At 67.2% G+C, this 14,697-nt stretch carries 15 protein-coding genes; 4 read left to right on the forward strand and 11 right to left on the reverse strand.

Annotated elements, in window-relative coordinates:
- Positions 1-31 precede the first annotated feature (31 nt).
- The 5 genes from FNV62_RS50545 to FNV62_RS50565 form a co-directional block, all read right to left on the reverse strand.
- Positions 32-829, reverse strand: coding sequence for a maleylpyruvate isomerase family mycothiol-dependent enzyme (locus FNV62_RS50545; protein ID WP_143630112.1), 798 nt, complete (start codon positions 827-829; stop codon positions 32-34).
- Positions 830-867: 38 nt separating this feature from the next.
- The gene (locus tag FNV62_RS50550; protein WP_164331895.1) at positions 868-1,776 is read right to left on the reverse strand and encodes an NAD(P)-dependent oxidoreductase; all 909 of its coding nucleotides are present in this window, start codon (positions 1,774-1,776) and stop codon (positions 868-870) included.
- A gap of 108 nt (positions 1,777-1,884) precedes the next feature.
- Positions 1,885-3,267 carry an NADP-dependent succinic semialdehyde dehydrogenase gene (locus tag FNV62_RS50555; RefSeq protein ID WP_143630116.1) on the reverse strand — a complete coding sequence of 461 codons (1,383 nt, stop codon included), beginning with the start codon at positions 3,265-3,267 and terminating at the stop codon, positions 1,885-1,887.
- Positions 3,268-3,700: 433 nt separating this feature from the next.
- Positions 3,701-4,396 (reverse strand): type 1 glutamine amidotransferase domain-containing protein, encoded by a 696-nt coding sequence (locus FNV62_RS50560; RefSeq protein WP_143630118.1) that lies wholly within the window; start codon positions 4,394-4,396, stop codon positions 3,701-3,703.
- Between the two features lie 587 nt (positions 4,397-4,983).
- On the reverse strand, positions 4,984-5,682 hold the full coding sequence (locus FNV62_RS50565) for an alpha/beta hydrolase (RefSeq protein ID WP_313905099.1): 699 nt from the start codon (positions 5,680-5,682) through the stop codon (positions 4,984-4,986).
- 752 nt (positions 5,683-6,434) lie between these two features.
- Here FNV62_RS50565 and FNV62_RS50570 point away from each other — a divergent pair.
- On the forward strand, positions 6,435-6,947 hold the full coding sequence (locus FNV62_RS50570) for a hypothetical protein (protein ID WP_164331896.1): 513 nt from the start codon (positions 6,435-6,437) through the stop codon (positions 6,945-6,947).
- A 216-nt stretch (positions 6,948-7,163) separates the two neighbouring features.
- Here FNV62_RS50570 and FNV62_RS50575 read toward each other — a convergent pair whose 3' ends face one another.
- Positions 7,164-8,081, reverse strand: coding sequence for an NADP-dependent oxidoreductase (locus FNV62_RS50575; protein WP_143630122.1), 918 nt, complete (start codon positions 8,079-8,081; stop codon positions 7,164-7,166).
- 137 nt (positions 8,082-8,218) lie between these two features.
- Between FNV62_RS50575 and FNV62_RS54880 the strand changes: the two genes are divergently transcribed.
- Positions 8,219-8,449, forward strand: a complete 231-nt coding sequence (locus tag FNV62_RS54880) for a hypothetical protein (RefSeq protein ID WP_181360973.1) — start codon at positions 8,219-8,221, stop codon at positions 8,447-8,449.
- 18 nt (positions 8,450-8,467) lie between these two features.
- Here the strand turns inward: FNV62_RS54880 and FNV62_RS54885 are convergent, their stop codons facing one another.
- From FNV62_RS54885 to FNV62_RS50605, 5 genes are all read right to left on the reverse strand, one after another.
- Positions 8,468-8,719 carry a hypothetical protein gene (locus FNV62_RS54885; protein WP_181360974.1) on the reverse strand — a complete coding sequence of 84 codons (252 nt, stop codon included), beginning with the start codon at positions 8,717-8,719 and terminating at the stop codon, positions 8,468-8,470.
- A gap of 179 nt (positions 8,720-8,898) precedes the next feature.
- A complete protein-coding gene (locus FNV62_RS54890) occupies positions 8,899-9,210 on the reverse strand; it encodes a hypothetical protein (RefSeq protein ID WP_225900698.1) in 312 nt (103 codons plus the stop codon).
- 141 nt (positions 9,211-9,351) lie between these two features.
- Positions 9,352-10,143, reverse strand: coding sequence for a MerR family transcriptional regulator (locus FNV62_RS50595; protein WP_143604660.1), 792 nt, complete (start codon positions 10,141-10,143; stop codon positions 9,352-9,354).
- 15 nt (positions 10,144-10,158) lie between these two features.
- The gene (locus tag FNV62_RS50600) at positions 10,159-10,920 is read right to left on the reverse strand and encodes an ABC transporter permease (protein ID WP_143604661.1); all 762 of its coding nucleotides are present in this window, start codon (positions 10,918-10,920) and stop codon (positions 10,159-10,161) included.
- 9 nt (positions 10,921-10,929) lie between these two features.
- On the reverse strand, positions 10,930-11,727 hold the full coding sequence (locus FNV62_RS50605) for an ABC transporter ATP-binding protein (protein WP_143604662.1): 798 nt from the start codon (positions 11,725-11,727) through the stop codon (positions 10,930-10,932).
- Positions 11,728-12,238: 511 nt separating this feature from the next.
- Between FNV62_RS50605 and FNV62_RS50610 the strand changes: the two genes are divergently transcribed.
- Together FNV62_RS50610 and FNV62_RS50615 are read left to right on the forward strand one after the other, a co-directional pair.
- Positions 12,239-12,616 carry a VOC family protein gene (locus tag FNV62_RS50610; RefSeq protein WP_143605840.1) on the forward strand — a complete coding sequence of 126 codons (378 nt, stop codon included), beginning with the start codon at positions 12,239-12,241 and terminating at the stop codon, positions 12,614-12,616.
- A gap of 1,069 nt (positions 12,617-13,685) precedes the next feature.
- Positions 13,686-14,672: a hypothetical protein gene (locus tag FNV62_RS50615; RefSeq protein ID WP_143604663.1), complete on the forward strand. Its 987-nt coding sequence runs from the start codon at positions 13,686-13,688 to the stop codon at positions 14,670-14,672.
- Positions 14,673-14,697 lie beyond the last annotated feature (25 nt).

The raw sequence follows: 14,697 nt of genomic DNA on the forward strand, positions 1-14,697 counted from the left end.
GCTCATCGCGGCGGTGGTGTCCACGCCTCCGCTAAATGATGTTGAGGCAGTCGAGGAACGGTGTGGCGGCCGAGGCGTTTCCTGTGATGCGGCAGTGGTCGCGCCAGGGCTTGCGGGTGGTGGCCCACGCGATGAAGTCGAGTGCCGTGCTGTGGACCTGGGTGCTGGCGTCCGCACCGGGTGCCACGGTCAGCTCCCCGTCCGGCCCGGACGCAGGGAAGACGGTGACGGTGGTGGCGCCTGGCCCGGTCAGGTCGAGGACGAGGGGCCCATCGACGGTGGCGGTGAGTTCGGGTCCCTGCATCTGGGGGAGACCGGCGAGCATGAAGTCGACGGCGGGGGCGACCTGGCTGTCGGTCGGTTCCGGCAGGGTGAACGGGAGCGGGCCGTCCGGGGCGAGCATGTCGTTGCGCAGGTGGCAGAAGACGTTGAACGCCATGGTGTTCGCCAGGAGGTGGCGCGGATACGTACCGAGCCCGGGCACCTCGACGGCCTGGTCGGCCCCGGGCGGTTCCTGGGCCGCTTCCAGGAGGTCCAGCTGCCGGGGGGTGCTCCGCCGCCACTCGTCGAGGACTTCCGCATGGCTCCAGCCACGGCGTTCGTCGACGCGTAGGTCGTGGTACCGCTCGCGGTTCTTCGGCAGGGAGGGGTCGGGTGGTGGTGGGTCCACCGCCTCGGAGGCGAGGGCCGCGAGGTGGGCCACCACGTCGATGACACGCCAGCCGCCGCGCGCGGACGGCAGCTCCCATTGCTCGTCGTCCACCTGGGGGATGATCTCAGCTAGTTGCGCCGTGCTTGAACGTGCGGCAGCGATGCCGGCATGGGTCATCGTTCCTCCCCATAGCCTCTCTCGATTGGACGGCCCGGTCAGGATGCGGCCTGGCGGGACATGCGGTAGGTCGCGGCGACGTCCGCGCGGCCGAGCCCGTCGTCGGCCGCGCGGCGGAGGCGTTCGCGTACGACTTCCGCGATGCCCAGGTGCAGGCCGGCGGCACGGGCGGTGTCGGTGATCAGGCTGGCGTCCTTGGCCGCCGCTTCGAGGGGGAAGGAGGGGGTGTCGAGGTCGTCGTCGATCATCTTCGGGCCCTTGTTCTGGACGTACTGGCTGTTGAGGCCGCTGTCGTCGATGACCTCGATGACCAGGCGTGGGTCCACCCCCAGGGTGCCGGCGAGGGTGAGGGACTCCGCGATGCCCTCGACGGTGGTCAGGACCCAGGCGTTGTAGGCGAGTTTGAGGCTGCTCGGCTGGCCGACCTCGTCGAGCCACACGGTGCGTGTGCCCACCGCCTCCAGGACGGGTCGCACCGCTTCCCGTGCCTCCTGCTGGGGCGAGGCAGCCAGGACGGTCAGGGTGCCGGCCACGGCCGGTTCCTTGGTGCCGAGGAGGGGGGCTTCGACGTAGGCGACGTTCAGGCGGGTCGCCTGTTCCGCGAGACGGCGAGACCCGTCCGGAGAGACCGTGCACGTCTGCACCCACACCGTGTGGCCGCCCAGCCCCTCGCGAGCCTGGTCCATCACGTCGGCGACCACCTTCTCGTTCGCGAGCGCGGTCAGTACGATGTCGGCGCCTTGGCAGGCCTCGGCCGGCGTGTTGCACACCGCGGCGCCCGTGTCGGCCAGCGGTTCGGCGGCGGCGCGGTTGCGGTTCCACGCGCGCAGCCCCACTCCAGCCGCCGCGATGTTGCGTGCCATGGCCTCCCCCATGGTCCCCGTGCCGAGCACGGCGACCACGGGCCTTCCCTGCCCGGACGACGGGGTCCGGTTCGTTCCGCTCATCGTCGCGCCTCCATACGATCGACGCGCCTCCACACGATCGACGCGCCGCGCGTCGCGACGGTCGGCGGGCATGCCAGTGGTGTCGACTGCCGCCCGGTATCGGGAGGTTCAGGCGTCCTGGCCGATCCAGACGGTCTTGGCGTTCATGAACTCCCGCATGCCGAGGTCGGACAGCTCGCGTCCGTAGCCGCTGCGTTTGACGCCACCGAAGGGGATCTCGGGGTAGCTGGTCGTGTTGCCGTTGATGAAGGCCATGCCCGACTGCACGTCGCGGACGAAGAGTTCGCGTTCGGCCTCGTCCTCGCTCCACAGGTTCGACCCGAGGCCGTAGGGGTGCGCGTTGGCTTCCCGCAAGGCATCCTCCAGGGAGGGGACCGTCCACACCTGCGCCACGGGGCCGAAGACCTCCTCGTGGTACATCCGCATATCCGGTGTGATGCCGGTGAGCACGGTGGGAGGGTAGAACCAGCCGGGCCTGTCCGGGTGTTCGCCGCCCAAGAGGACCGTTGCGCCCTTGGCGACGGCGTCGTCGACGTAGGACTCCACGTCCCGCCGGCCGGACTCGGTGGCCAGTGGTCCGACGTCGGTGCCCTCGTCCATCGGGTCGCCCACCACGAGCGCGCCCATCTTCGCCACGAACATCTCGATGAACGCGTCACCGATGTCTTCGTGCACGAAGAACCGCTTGCCGTTGATGCAGGACTGCCCGTTGTTCAGACACCGCGCCTTGACCGCGACGTCGGTGGCTCGCTCCAGGTTCGTGGAGGGCATGACGATGAACGGGTCGGAGCCGCCGAGTTCGAGGACCACCTTCTTTATCTCGTGGCCGGCGATGGTGGCCACCGACCGTCCCGCCGGTTCACTGCCGGTCAGCGTCGCTGCCGCCACCCGCGGGTCGCGCAGCACCTGCTCCACCCTCCCCGCGGAGATCAGCAGGGTCTGGAACACGTCGTCAGGGAAGCCCGCGTCGCGGAAGAGTTCTTCCAGGTACAAGGCGCACTGTGGCACGTTCGAGGCGTGCTTGAGCAGGCCCACGTTCCCCGCCATCAGTGCGGGTGCGGCGAACCGCATGGCCTGCCACAACGGCAGGTTCCACGGCATCACAGCGAGCACCGCACCGATCGGCTGGTACGTCACGAACGTCTGCTTCGCGCCCACGCGCCCGCCGTCACCCTCCAGATCCCGCAGGAACGCGGGGCCCTCAGTGGCGTAGAAGCGCAGCCCGCGCACGCACTTCGCCACTTCCTCCTCCGCCGCCCGAAAGGTCTTGCCCATCTCCGTGGTGATCATCGCGCTGACGCTCTCGACCTCCTTCTCCAGACGGTCGGCCGCATGGTGCAGCCACTCCGCCCGCTGCTCGACGCTCGTCAGCCGGTACGAGGCGGCCGCAGCCGCCGCCCGCGCGAGCTTGTCCTCCAGTTCCTCAGGAGTCAGTTCGTCGAACCTCCTCAGGACCTCACCTGTCACGGGACTCGTCGTTGCGATAGCCATGAATCCACGCTATGACCGTCCGATAGAGTAGGCAATTCGCCCATTTGCCTCGCATGGGACCCATGAAGTGGCAGGTTCGTCGTCGGGAGGGAGCCATACCTTCGAGATCAGCCAGAACCCCGCCGTGCGACGACCGGCCAAGCGGCCACCACCCCACCCGCTGTCGATCACCACGCGGCTTCGCCGAGTACATGGCCGTGGAGTATCGCCCACGCCATTGCCGGTCGAGGAGGGCGCCGCGAAAGCAACGTTGTCGGACGCCAGGTCATCGTCTGCGAATGACGATCACCTCCCGATTGTGCTCGTAATTGTGCTCGTAAGCGCAGAGCACTCAGGCGGCCGACTCGTGTGCGCCTCGCGGACATCAGGCGGATATCTAGGGCGGCGAGGAACTCGAGTTGAAGGTTATCGGGGTCGCACGTCCTCCCCCTGGTCAGGACAGAGCCGTGACGAGCTCCTTGGCGAGAGGGCCCGAGGAGGCGGGGTTCTGCCCCGTGAAGAGGTTGCGGTCCACGACTGTGTACGGTTCCCAGGCGGCCCCCCGCGAATACTGGGTGGGCAGCTTCTTCAACTCGTCCTCCAGCAGCCACTTGGCCTTGTCGGCGAAACCGACACCGGCCTCCTCCTCGTTGCAGAAACCCGTCACGCGGTAGTTCGCGAACGGCGTTTTGCCGTTTGCGTCACGGGTCGCGAGGAGAGCGGCGGGGGCATGGCAGACGATGCCGAGCGGATTGCCGGAAGCGAGTGCCTCCCGCAGCAGTGCCCCGGAGTCGGGGTCGACCGAGAGGTCCTCCATCGGACCGTGACCGCCGGGGTAGTAGACCGCGTCATAGTCCTCCAGGCGCACCTCCTGGAGGGAGATGGGATGCCTCAGTTCATCCGCGGACTCGATGACGGCCTCCTCCCGGAGTGCGTTCTCTTCGCCGCCCGCCATACGGGGCTCCAGGCTCATCGTGTCCACAACGGGAACGACCCCAGCCGGAGTTGCCACGGTGACCTCGTGTCCGTCGTCAGTGAACACGCTGTAAGGCGCCACGAACTCCTCGGCCCAGTACCCGGTGGGATGTCGGTGCCCGTCCTTCATGGTCCAATAGCTCGCGCCGGTCAGCACACACAGGATCTTGGCCATGAGTCGCTCCTCGGTAAGACGTTGCCCTGGAACGGGCATGATGCGACCGGATTTCATGTGCCCATCAAGTGTGAGCGGGCATCTGGGGGTCGGCAACTTGTGGCCGACCCAGGCGTGCACACATCGGCCTCGCGGAATTTCAACGTGATTTCGACGCCGCCATACAGGAAACGTGCACCACGAATACACCCAGTTTTGGTGAAGCGTTTTCGGTGATGCATTTTCTTGGGGCGCGAAGGTTTGCCTGAGTAAGTAAACGGGGGATCGGACATCTCACCGCAGCTCATCCCACACGGCACTGGAGTGGAGTCGATGATCCAGTGGTTGTCGAACCAGAGGTCGCCGTCCATGGCCGGCTCCCGGATCATCGGCTTGACCAAGGGCTAGGGGAACATGCCGGTCGGGCACCTGCGGGCGAAGCGCAGCATGCGTGCCTAGGAGTGGTGGCCGAGGAGGGCCTGCGCCACGTCACGGCAAGGCGCTTACATCACAACATGACCTGAACGCCCTCTTTTCATGCCCGCGCACCAGCACAGATATAGGACTTACGAGTCTAATGCTGCGCGGTCGCTCTGTTTCCGGTCGTCCTACTTCCACATGTAGTTCTCGGCGGCGTCGACGATCAGATTCTCGACCGCCTGCGGATGCGAGACCAGGGACACGTGCGAGGAGTCGATCTGCACTGTCTTTCGGGCGTTCGCTCGCTTTGCCTCGTACCGCTCCAGGCTCGGGTTGATCGCCTGGTCCTGTTTGCCGACAAGGACGTAGACGGGTTTGTTCCGCCATGCGGCGCCGGTGAGTTTGTCCGTGAACGCCGACAGCGCGATCGGACGCTGTGTGACTGCCATGATCTCGGTCTGACTCGTGGGCAGGTCCGCGGCGAAGACCTGGTGCAGTTTGTTCGGCTGTACGTACACGTCCGTGCCGGTGGTGCCGTCGCCGTTGCGGAAGGGCACCTGCTTCAGAGCTTTGGTGAGTGGAGAGGGAGCGAACTTCGCGGAGAGGCTGGAGAACGACTCTCCCACATCGGGCATGATCGCGTTGATGTACACGAGGGCCTTGACATTGTTGTTTCCGGCGGCAGCCTGCGAGATCACCTCTCCGCCGTAGGAATGACCGACCAGGACGATCGGTCCCTTGACGGACTTCAGGAAACTCGCGAGGTAAGTCGAGTCCTGGGGGATACCGCGGAGGGGGTTGGCCGGTGCGGCCACCGTGTAGCCGTTCTGCTGGAGCCGTTTCACGACACCGTTCCAGCTCGACGAGTCGGCGAAGGCGCCGTGCACGAGAACGATAGTGGGCTTCTCCCTGCCGGGATCACCGCTCGGGCCACCTGCCTGCGCCGTTACGAGTGTCAGGGCGGAGGTGATTCCTGATACCGCCAGAAGTGCCGCACTCCAACGGACGATGTTCAAGTTGCGGCGCGACTTGCAGGGTATTCGCATGCCACTCCTTCTGTGCGAGGGCGTCGAGCGACGCCCGGGATCCCAGCGTCGAGGACATCTGTCGGCATGTCCCGGCGCACGGGCCATCCGAGTGAGCGCACCCCGGTGATGTGGAGTCTCCCGCTCGCTCGATGACTCTGCTCCCGGGTCCCGCACTGCGCCTGTCGGCGACCAGCGCGCTTGTGGGTGAGCTTGTTGCGCTTCAGTTGCACCTCACGCTCCTTGTACGGCAACACGACCTCCAGCAACACACTGTCCGTACACAGAACGCCAAGTCGTGGGGGGCGACCTATTCGCCCTGACGGTCTTCGGCGAGAGCATGATCGACGCGGCGATCTACGGACAGGTGTGGCTCATGCCTCGAACCCCGTCGTGCTCGCCGATCCCTGGCGACGAGGCGCAGATCCTGGGCAAGGTCCTCGGGGCCCTGCGTCTGCTCTGCGGGAGTGACCCGCACCGATTTCTACCCGCAGGAGGACCGCGACAGCAGCGTCCGAGGAGGGTTCCTACCAGCGCCTCGGTGACGAGTTCGTACGCCGTTCGGCGGCCCTCCGGGAAGCCGGGGAGGGCCGCCAGGCCCCAAAGAGGCCCAGATGGAGCGTCTGAAGGCACAGAACCCCGATCTGAAGGACCGCGTCACCGACCGGGACGCGACCATCGAAGAGCTGACCGAGTTCAAGGAGCTCGCACTGTCCCGGCGCGCCGCCCAGCACGACGAGATCATGCGCTGGCGCAGTCCGCAGTCGTTCCTCGAGCCGGCTCCACCCGCCGACCGGCCACCGTCCCTCGTGCCAGGACCACCGTCTACGGCACCTGCAGCTGACGGCCTGTCATTGGTCAGCTGTGATTCCCCGTCGGTCGGCCACTTCATGGGGAGTCAGCCGACCGTCAGCGATGACATTGCGTTGGTGTTCCGGAGTGGGTGGCTGTGTCAGATCCAGGCTGCCGGCCCCGCCACCGCCTGGCCGGTGAGCCAGGCGGTGGCGGGGCCGGTGAAAGCACAGGATGGTGGCGACCTCGCGTGGTCGCCGTGGCGGCCGGGGGGATGCGGCTGGGCCTCTGCCTGCTTGAGCTGCTCGATGGTCGCCTCGGGCAGCCGGGGCTAGGCCCTGTCGTCACATTCCCGTCTGCCCCGCGACGCCATGCACGCGCCCCCAAGTTCTCGGCTTCGCTCGAACAGGGAGGGACCCCCTTCGCCGCACCGGGCACAGACCCAAGTACATCCAGTACGAGGGCCTGTGCCCGGCACGCCGAGAGCACGTACCTGACGCCGCAGGGCCCGCCCTCCGGGCGGACGACGGGAATGTGACGACAGGAAGGACCTAGGGTCGGAGCACGATCTTGCCGTGGGTGTGCCGTCGTTCCAGTTCGCGGAACGCGTCTCGCACCCGCTCCAGTGGGTAGGTGCGGGCGATCGGCACTTCCAGCTCTCCGCGCGCGGCAAGCCGGGCCAGCTCGCCGAGCACGACGGCGCACGCCGCCGCACCTTCTCCGTAGGTTCGCGCCCCCACCCTGGCCGCGGCCTGCCAGTCGCTGATCGTGTTGATCCGCTCGGGCCGCACGCCCAACTCCACGGCCAGTTCCACGTAGCCGTCGCCGAACGTGTCGATGAACGCGTCGACGTTCCCGGTGGAAGCCTGCCGGATCCGTTCGGCCGCGTCCTGCCCGTATTCGACCGGTATGACACCGCGATCCTTCAACCAGGCATGGTTCTGCTCGCTCGCCAGCCCGATCACCGTGGCGCCGCGTCGCCGCGCGAGTTGTACGGCAAAAGACCCGACGCCGCCCGCCGCACCGGACACGACGACTGTCTCGGCCGGTTGGGGGTCCACAGCGAACACGGTGGCGTACGCGGTCGTGCCGGCCACGTACAACGACCCGGCCACGTCCCAGGAAAGCCCCTCCGGGCGCGAGGTCAGATTCACGTCGTCGACCACGACGAACTCCGCGTGGCTCGCCCTGTGATGGGTGAAGCCCAGGACCTCGTCGCCTACTGCGAAGCCACGCACCTGCGGACCGGCTTCCACCACGACGCCGGCCAGATCGCTGCCCTGCCCGGAAGGGAAGGTCGCCGGCCAGCGTCCGTGCCGCGCGCCTTTGCGGATCATCGTCTCGCCGGGCTGGATCCCGGCCGCGCGGACCTCGACCAGCACCTGCCCGGGGCCGGGCGCCGGCCGCTCCACCTCCTCCACCCGCAGCACATCGATCCCGCCGTACTCGTGGAACTGCACCGCCTTCATCGCGTGATCACCGCTCTTCCTCGTTCGGACAGGTCTTGGACGGTCACGCCCCGGACGGCCACACATCGACCGGGCCGTCGCATTCAACGGTTCAGAAACGGAGCTGTCTTCCCAGGATCAACGGTCCGAGGAAGTATTTGACGAACGGTGAGCATGCACATCTTGAAGACCATCCGGCCTCGCTCGACGGTCAGGGCCAGGACGTGCAGGCAGTGACGGTGGTGTTTGCCGGAATGGTTCGGGCGGTTCGCGGCGCCGGCGCGGCGCTGGGTGGGGATGAGGGTGCCGTCGATCAGGACGACTTCGCTGCCCCGCTTGGCGATCTTGTTCAGGGCGCGGTCCAGCCGCGAAGCCTTCGCAGCGAGTAGGCCGATGATCTCGTCGCACTAGCGCCGCACGGAGCTGGCGGAGATGTTGTTGCCGCCTGCCATGTCGGCCAGGCGCGGGTCGTGCCGAAGCACCGCGAGGACGATCAGCGCGATCTTCCCGGCCGGCGGCGCCCGCCGGCGTGAGCGTATCGCCTTCAGGTGGCGGCGCAGCAGGTCGGCGACGTAGGTCAAGGTGCGCGTGGACAGCGGTAGACGACACCCGTAGACAAGGGAGGCGGTGCCCCTGGCGGGCTCTTTGGTTTTGGTCACACAAACTCAACGGCCGCCCGGTGCACCGCGGTTACGCTCACAGCCGGGCGGTGAACTTCCCGTCGGGAGGCTTCCGCAGCCGGCCGCGGTCGGCCAGCTTGGTCAGCTTCGCGCGCAGCGGCTCCAGGGCGCCCCGCACCTCGGTGTCAGCCCGAGCGCCTCGCCGACGTGCCGGGTCATCACTGGCCCCGCGGCCTGCTGCACGACGGCGAGGATGCGCTGGTACTCCGGAGGCAGCGCCCCCTTGTCCGCGCCGGCGCGCGGTGCGGGACCGGCGGCGCCCCGCTCCCGCCCACCTGCGCAGACACCGGCGCGGTCGTCGCCTGTGCCGCGGCGACCTTCTCGCTCAGCCGCGCCGGCACCTGCTCGGCGACCACGAGTTCGTCCCGCTCGGCGTGCACCTCCTCCAGATGCTTGGCCAACTGCTCTTCGAGTCCGTCCAGTTCTGAACGACGCGTGGCGATCCGCTCCAGCACCGCGGGGTCCGTCATGGGGCTGATCGTGCGGGCAACACCGGCGACGTCGAGCGGAAAGCCCCGGAAGCGTCCTGCCAGGAGATCTGCGCGGCAGACTGCCGCCCCGGAGAGCACAATCACGCCCGACCGGCGTCACACCAGGCTCCTGAACTGCCTTCAAGACGGCGGCAGCTCAGTGTTGAGCCTGTCGGCAGGCACTCGTTCGATACGGGTCCAGCCCCTCCAGCCCCGCTCCTCCAGGATCGCCAACACCCGCTCGGCGCCCGGTGAGGACTCGACCATGGTTGAGTCCAGCAGGTCGACGAACCGGTCGTCGAAGCCGTCGGCACCCACCTCGCCGGCCTCCACAGCCCGAATCCTCAGGCGCTCCAGGATGTCGGCGACCTCGACGACCCGCGGATCGTCGGCCGGCCAGTCGAGCGCCCCCCTGAGAAAGCTGTAGAGCCTCACCATGTCGGGGTCGTCCAGCTGCTCGTGCTTCTTGGCGATCACGGCGTCGATCAGGTGCGGCACCTGGGCGGCGATCATGATCCAGGCATCCCGCTCCAGCTCGATGTACCGCTCCTCGACACCGAGACCGCGCAGCCGGTCGAGGTAGTCCACGACGCTCTGGGGAAGCGCCAGGTGCTCTCCGGCGGCGAGCCGGGCGAGCCGTCTGCGCGTGCCCTGCAGCCGCCGGATCTCGGCACGCAGGTCCTTGTCGATCTCGTGGACGCCATCGGAGAACGCCTCCGGGTCGGCGTCGAGGAGTTCCTGCACCCTGGCCAGCGGCACGCCGGCATCTGCCAGGGTGTGGATCCGGATCAGTCGTACGACCGCGGCGGAGTCGTAGGTCCGGTACCCGGATCGGTCGCGTTCGGGCTCCGGCAGCAGCCCGATCTGGTGGTAATGGCGTACCGCCCGCACCGTCACCCCGGAATACGCCGCAAGCTGGCTGATGGTGAGCATGGGTCTCAGCCTGCCTCAGGCGATCTTCCGGCGATAGGCGATCATCGCGAAGACGTACGCCACGACGAGGATGCCGACGCACCACGCGAGCGCGATCCAGATGTCGTCGCCGACCGGCTGCCGGGCGAACAGGTCGCGGATCGTGTTGACGATCGACGTCACCGGCTGATGTTCGGCGAACCAGCGCACCGGGCCAGGCATGGTCTCCGTGGGCACGAACGCCGAGCTGATGAACGGCAAGAAGATGAGCGGGTAGGCGAACGCGCCCGCGCCCTCGACCGACGTCGCGGAGAGCCCGGGGATCACGGCGATCCAGGTCAGCGCCAGGGTGAACAGGAGCAGGATGGCGGCGACCGCGAGCCATGCCAGTATTCCTGCCCCTGAACGGAAGCCCATGAGCAGAGCGACACCCACGACGATCACGAGCGAGATCAGGTTGGCGACCAGAGAGGTGAAGACATGTGCCCACAGCACACCTGACCGTGCGATCGGCATGGACTGGAATCGCTCGAAGATCCCGCTCTTCATGTCGGTGAACAGCCGGTACGCGGTGTAGGAGATGCCCGACGCGATAGTGATGAGCAGGATGCCGGGCAGCATGTAGTTCACGTACGAAACCGAGCCGGTGTCGATCGCCCCGCCGAACACGTAGACGAACATCAGCATCATGGCGACCGGCGTGATGACGGTCGTGATGATGGTGTCCATGCTGCGTGTGACATGGCGCAGGGTCCGCCCCGTGAGAACAGCAGTGTCGCCGAAGAAGTACGTGGTCATCCTTGTCCCCTAGTTGTTCGTGCCGGTGGCGTCGCTCTTGTCGTCGCCGCCGGTGATCGCGAGGAAGATCTCCTCCAGGGTCGGCTGCTTCTCGACGTACTCGACCGTGGTGGGCGGGAAGAGCTGCTTGAGCTCGGTGAGGGTGCCGTTCACGATGATCCGACCCTGGTGGAGGATCGCGATCCGGTCGGCCAACTGCTCGGCCTCGTCCAGGTACTGCGTGGTGAGCAGCACCGTCGTTCCATTGCCGGCGAGCTCCTTGACCGCATCCCACACCTCGATGCGCGCCTCGGGGTCGAGCCCGGCTGTCGGCTCGTCCAGGAAGATCACCGGCGAATTCCCGATGAGGCTCATCGCGATGTCCAGCCGGCGGCGCATCCCACCCGAATACGTCGACACTCTGCGCGCGCCCGCCTCGGTCAGCGAGAAACGATGGAGCAGGTCATCCGCGATCGCGGCTGGGTCCTTGAGGTGGCGCAGCTTGGCGACGAGTACGAGGTTCTCCCGACCGCTGAGGATCTCGTCGACGGCCGCGAACTGCCCGGTGAGGCTGATGGACTCCCGCGCGTTCGCCGGATGCGTGGCGACGTCGAAGCCATTTACGCTCGCCGTCCCCGCGTCGGCCTTGAGGAGCGTGGCGAGGATCCTCACGGTCGTGGTCTTGCCCGACCCGTTGGAGCCGAGCAGGGCGAAGATGGTGCCCCGCGCCACGTCGAAGTCCACGCCGCGCAGCACTTCGAGCTTTCCGTACGACTTCTCGAGACCCTGCACGCGAATCGCCGGACCGGCGATCGATTCGGCCGTCATGGGCATCTGCCTCCTTTGTGGAGCTGTTCCGGGCGACTGCGCGGAAGCTCTGCCGGAAGGATGGAGGGTTGACCCAGCGTCAAGGTCAAGCCCGCTCCGACCACGACATACAGATCGCCGGCGCTGCTGCGGGTCGTCCCGTGATTCGTTCCCATCGGGGCAGTGGCTGGGCGTAGCTTCTCCAGCGTCGAAGAAGTCCGCGATCAGCGCGAACATCACCTCGGGTGAGGAGCGGCGGCGTTCAAGTACGCGGGCTGGAGAGCTAGGACGGCGCATACGGCAGAAAGGGGTCGCGGGTTCCGCCTCAGCCCACCCGACCAGCCCCTACCACCCGGCTTGATCTGGAACCGCGTGTCCTGTTGGTTCCCACGACCAACTGGGCAGAGTCCGGCGGCATTGAAAGCCGGGCGCGGACTTGGCAGGCCCGCCGCTCCCGGGTGCCCATTGCCTTGCGGCCCTGGGCTGTTTAAGGAGTGGCTGTGTGGGGTTGATGCCTTGTAGGGTCCCGGTTATGGCTTGTCGCATTTCCGAGCTGGTGATCGATTGCCGGGACCCGCAACGGCTGGCGGCTTTCTGGTGCGAGGTGTTGGGCTTCATCGTGCTCGACATCGACATCGACGACGGCGCGGTGGAGATCGGACCACGGGAAGGGTTCGGCGGATTGCAGCCGACTCTGGTCTTCAGCCCCACCACCGAGCCCAAGGCGGGCAAGCTGCCGCTGCACATCGACGTCAACGCCACCGACCGGAATCAGGACGCCGAACTCGAACGCCTCCTGAAGCTCGGGGCGCGCCCGGCCGACATCGGCCAGACCGGCGAGGAGCCCTGGCACTGCCTCGTGGACCCCGAAGGCAACGAATTCTGCCTCCTGCAAGCCCGCCTGAGCTGAGCATCGGCCCGCGCCGGCAAGTGCCGAAACCACACCCTGAGACTTCCGACGCTGGGTTTCCCGGTCACAGGATTCGGCGCTTCCGACACTGGTCGGCCTGCTGGGAGCGGCGAAGGAAGGCCCGGTTGTGTACCCCTTGCTGCGCACGTGTCAGCGGATGCGGACCGACTTGTCCGCGAGCGCAGAAGATTCATCCCGTACGAGTGCGGGGTTCGAGGCGAACTGTCCGCCGTCGTAAGGTTCTTGAAGAACATCTGACGTTTGGTCATATGTGCAGGTCAGGGACATGATTTTTTGAGCCAAGGTCAGCAAACAGTCAGCATCGGTCGCCGTCGCGTCCCGGCGTTGCTGACCTCTGGGCTGCGGAGCCACCCAGCCCTGCTGGTTCCCAGCTCCCTACCGAAAGTTGATCGTGCCTCGAGATGACGGAGTACTCGACAGCGGGGCATGTGAGCAGCTCCATCGATGTCCAGATCGTCCCGGCGTTGGGCTCGCGGAAGTTGAACTCGGCTACGCCGAGCGTGGTTGAGCAGTTCCTGGACGAACATCACCGCCGCCACCGACCACTACCGGTCACGATCCGACCACGCACTCCAACTGCTCGATCTCGAAACCTGAGAACGCATCAGCCCTGCTGCCGACGGTACACGAGCATGATGCCCGATGACCTGGGCGGAAGCCTGTGCTCGAGGCTCTGCACAGCGTCTTGGCCCGGTATTGGTCCGGATCTTGGATCCGCCCTCGGATTCCCTGGTCACGGGAATGCCGACGTCCGCCGCCGCGCGGTTTCTGGCTTCGCGCCGCCGCCCGGCCCGCGGCGCCCGGCTTCGAGTGCAGGCGTACCCGGCACCGTGTCGTCGATGGTCCGCCCATCCACGAACTGCGCCGTCGGAGCCCACAAACAGCTCGATCACAAGCCGGAGTTGTAGAGGTGTCGGCGCGGAGCGGGAGGGGCGAGAGGGCGGGGCCGGGTACCGTGGAGCACTGGTGAAAACCCTGTGGATGCGGTGTCAGTGGTGCCGTTTATGCTGCACCGGACGATCACGCGGGACCAGGGGAGGGCGCGGCTATGTTGGGCAAGCTGTTCGGAAGGAGCGCGGAGAGACCGGCGGCGGATCCGCACGCCCTTCCCGTCCCGCGCAGGCAGAAGAACGGGATGTACACGCTGCGCGCGCTCGGGGACACGCGGGTGCTCGCGCTGGTCGAGGCGGCCGACTCGGGTGAGTGGGAGGCGGTCAAGGCTGCGCTGGGCCCCTTCGACCTCGGGCGCGACCACCAGGTGCTGGGTCAGCTCGCCGATTTGGACGGGGTGCAGGACTGGATCGGCCGTGCCGCCGAGGAGGACAAGGAGCACCGGGCGACCGCCCTGCTGATATCCGGGGCGCGCCATATCAGCTGGGGCTGGGAGGCGCGTACCGCCGACCGGGCCGTGAACGTCACGCAGGAACAGTGGCGGATCTTCCACCAGCGGCTCCACATTGCCGAGGAACAGCTGCTGGAGGCCGCCGAGTTGCGGCCCGAGTGGATCACGCCGTGGCGCCGCCTGCTGACCTCCGGCCGGGGCATGTCGCTGGGCCCCGCCGTCAACGAGACCCGGCGCGACGCCGCCCTGCGCCGCGACCCGCTGGACCTGGAGACCCGCATCGAGTGGGTGTCGTACCTTCAGCCCCGCTGGAGCGGCGAGCCGGGCCAGGCCCTCGCGTTCGCCCGTGAGGTGTTCGCCGGCGCGCCCGAGGGACACCGTCTCGGCTGTGTGATCGCCATGGCCCACATCGAGAACTGGGTGGAGTCGGACAACAAGAACTGCCTCGAAACCCCCGAGATCCAGGACGAGTTGCTGGAAGCAGCCGAGCACAGCATCCTCCACCCCGCCTACGAGCGTTTCCCGGGCTGGCAGGAGGACTTCAACACCTTCGCCATGGCGATGTCACTGGCCTCCTCGCACAGCGCGTTGCCCCGCGTCTTCGAGCAGCTCCAAGGCGCCTTCACACCATGGCCCTGGAAGTACATGGCGCAGCCGGAAAAAATGTACGCCCGCGCCCGGCGCAACGCCTGATACAGCCACCCCACCGCCGCTCGTC

The organism is Streptomyces sp. RLB3-17 (genome assembly GCF_007113425.2).
Lineage (GTDB): Bacteria > Actinomycetota > Actinomycetes > Streptomycetales > Streptomycetaceae > Streptomyces > Streptomyces mirabilis_D.

Coding starts and splice junctions, on each gene's coding strand:
- FNV62_RS50545 (WP_143630112.1), bottom strand. CDS start 829: ATGACCCATGCCGGCATCGCTGCCGCACGTTCAAGCACGGCGCAACTA.
- FNV62_RS50550 (WP_164331895.1), bottom strand. CDS start 1,776: ATGAGCGGAACGAACCGGACCCCGTCGTCCGGGCAGGGAAGGCCCGTG.
- FNV62_RS50555 (WP_143630116.1), bottom strand. CDS start 3,267: ATGGCTATCGCAACGACGAGTCCCGTGACAGGTGAGGTCCTGAGGAGG.
- FNV62_RS50560 (WP_143630118.1), bottom strand. CDS start 4,396: ATGGCCAAGATCCTGTGTGTGCTGACCGGCGCGAGCTATTGGACCATG.
- FNV62_RS50570 (WP_164331896.1), top strand. CDS start 6,435: ATGGAGCGTCTGAAGGCACAGAACCCCGATCTGAAGGACCGCGTCACC.
- FNV62_RS50575 (WP_143630122.1), bottom strand. CDS start 8,081: ATGAAGGCGGTGCAGTTCCACGAGTACGGCGGGATCGATGTGCTGCGG.
- FNV62_RS54890 (WP_225900698.1), bottom strand. CDS start 9,210: ATGACGGACCCCGCGGTGCTGGAGCGGATCGCCACGCGTCGTTCAGAA.
- FNV62_RS50595 (WP_143604660.1), bottom strand. CDS start 10,143: ATGCTCACCATCAGCCAGCTTGCGGCGTATTCCGGGGTGACGGTGCGG.
- FNV62_RS50600 (WP_143604661.1), bottom strand. CDS start 10,920: ATGACCACGTACTTCTTCGGCGACACTGCTGTTCTCACGGGGCGGACC.
- FNV62_RS50605 (WP_143604662.1), bottom strand. CDS start 11,727: ATGACGGCCGAATCGATCGCCGGTCCGGCGATTCGCGTGCAGGGTCTC.
- FNV62_RS50610 (WP_143605840.1), top strand. CDS start 12,239: ATGGCTTGTCGCATTTCCGAGCTGGTGATCGATTGCCGGGACCCGCAA.
- FNV62_RS50615 (WP_143604663.1), top strand. CDS start 13,686: ATGTTGGGCAAGCTGTTCGGAAGGAGCGCGGAGAGACCGGCGGCGGAT.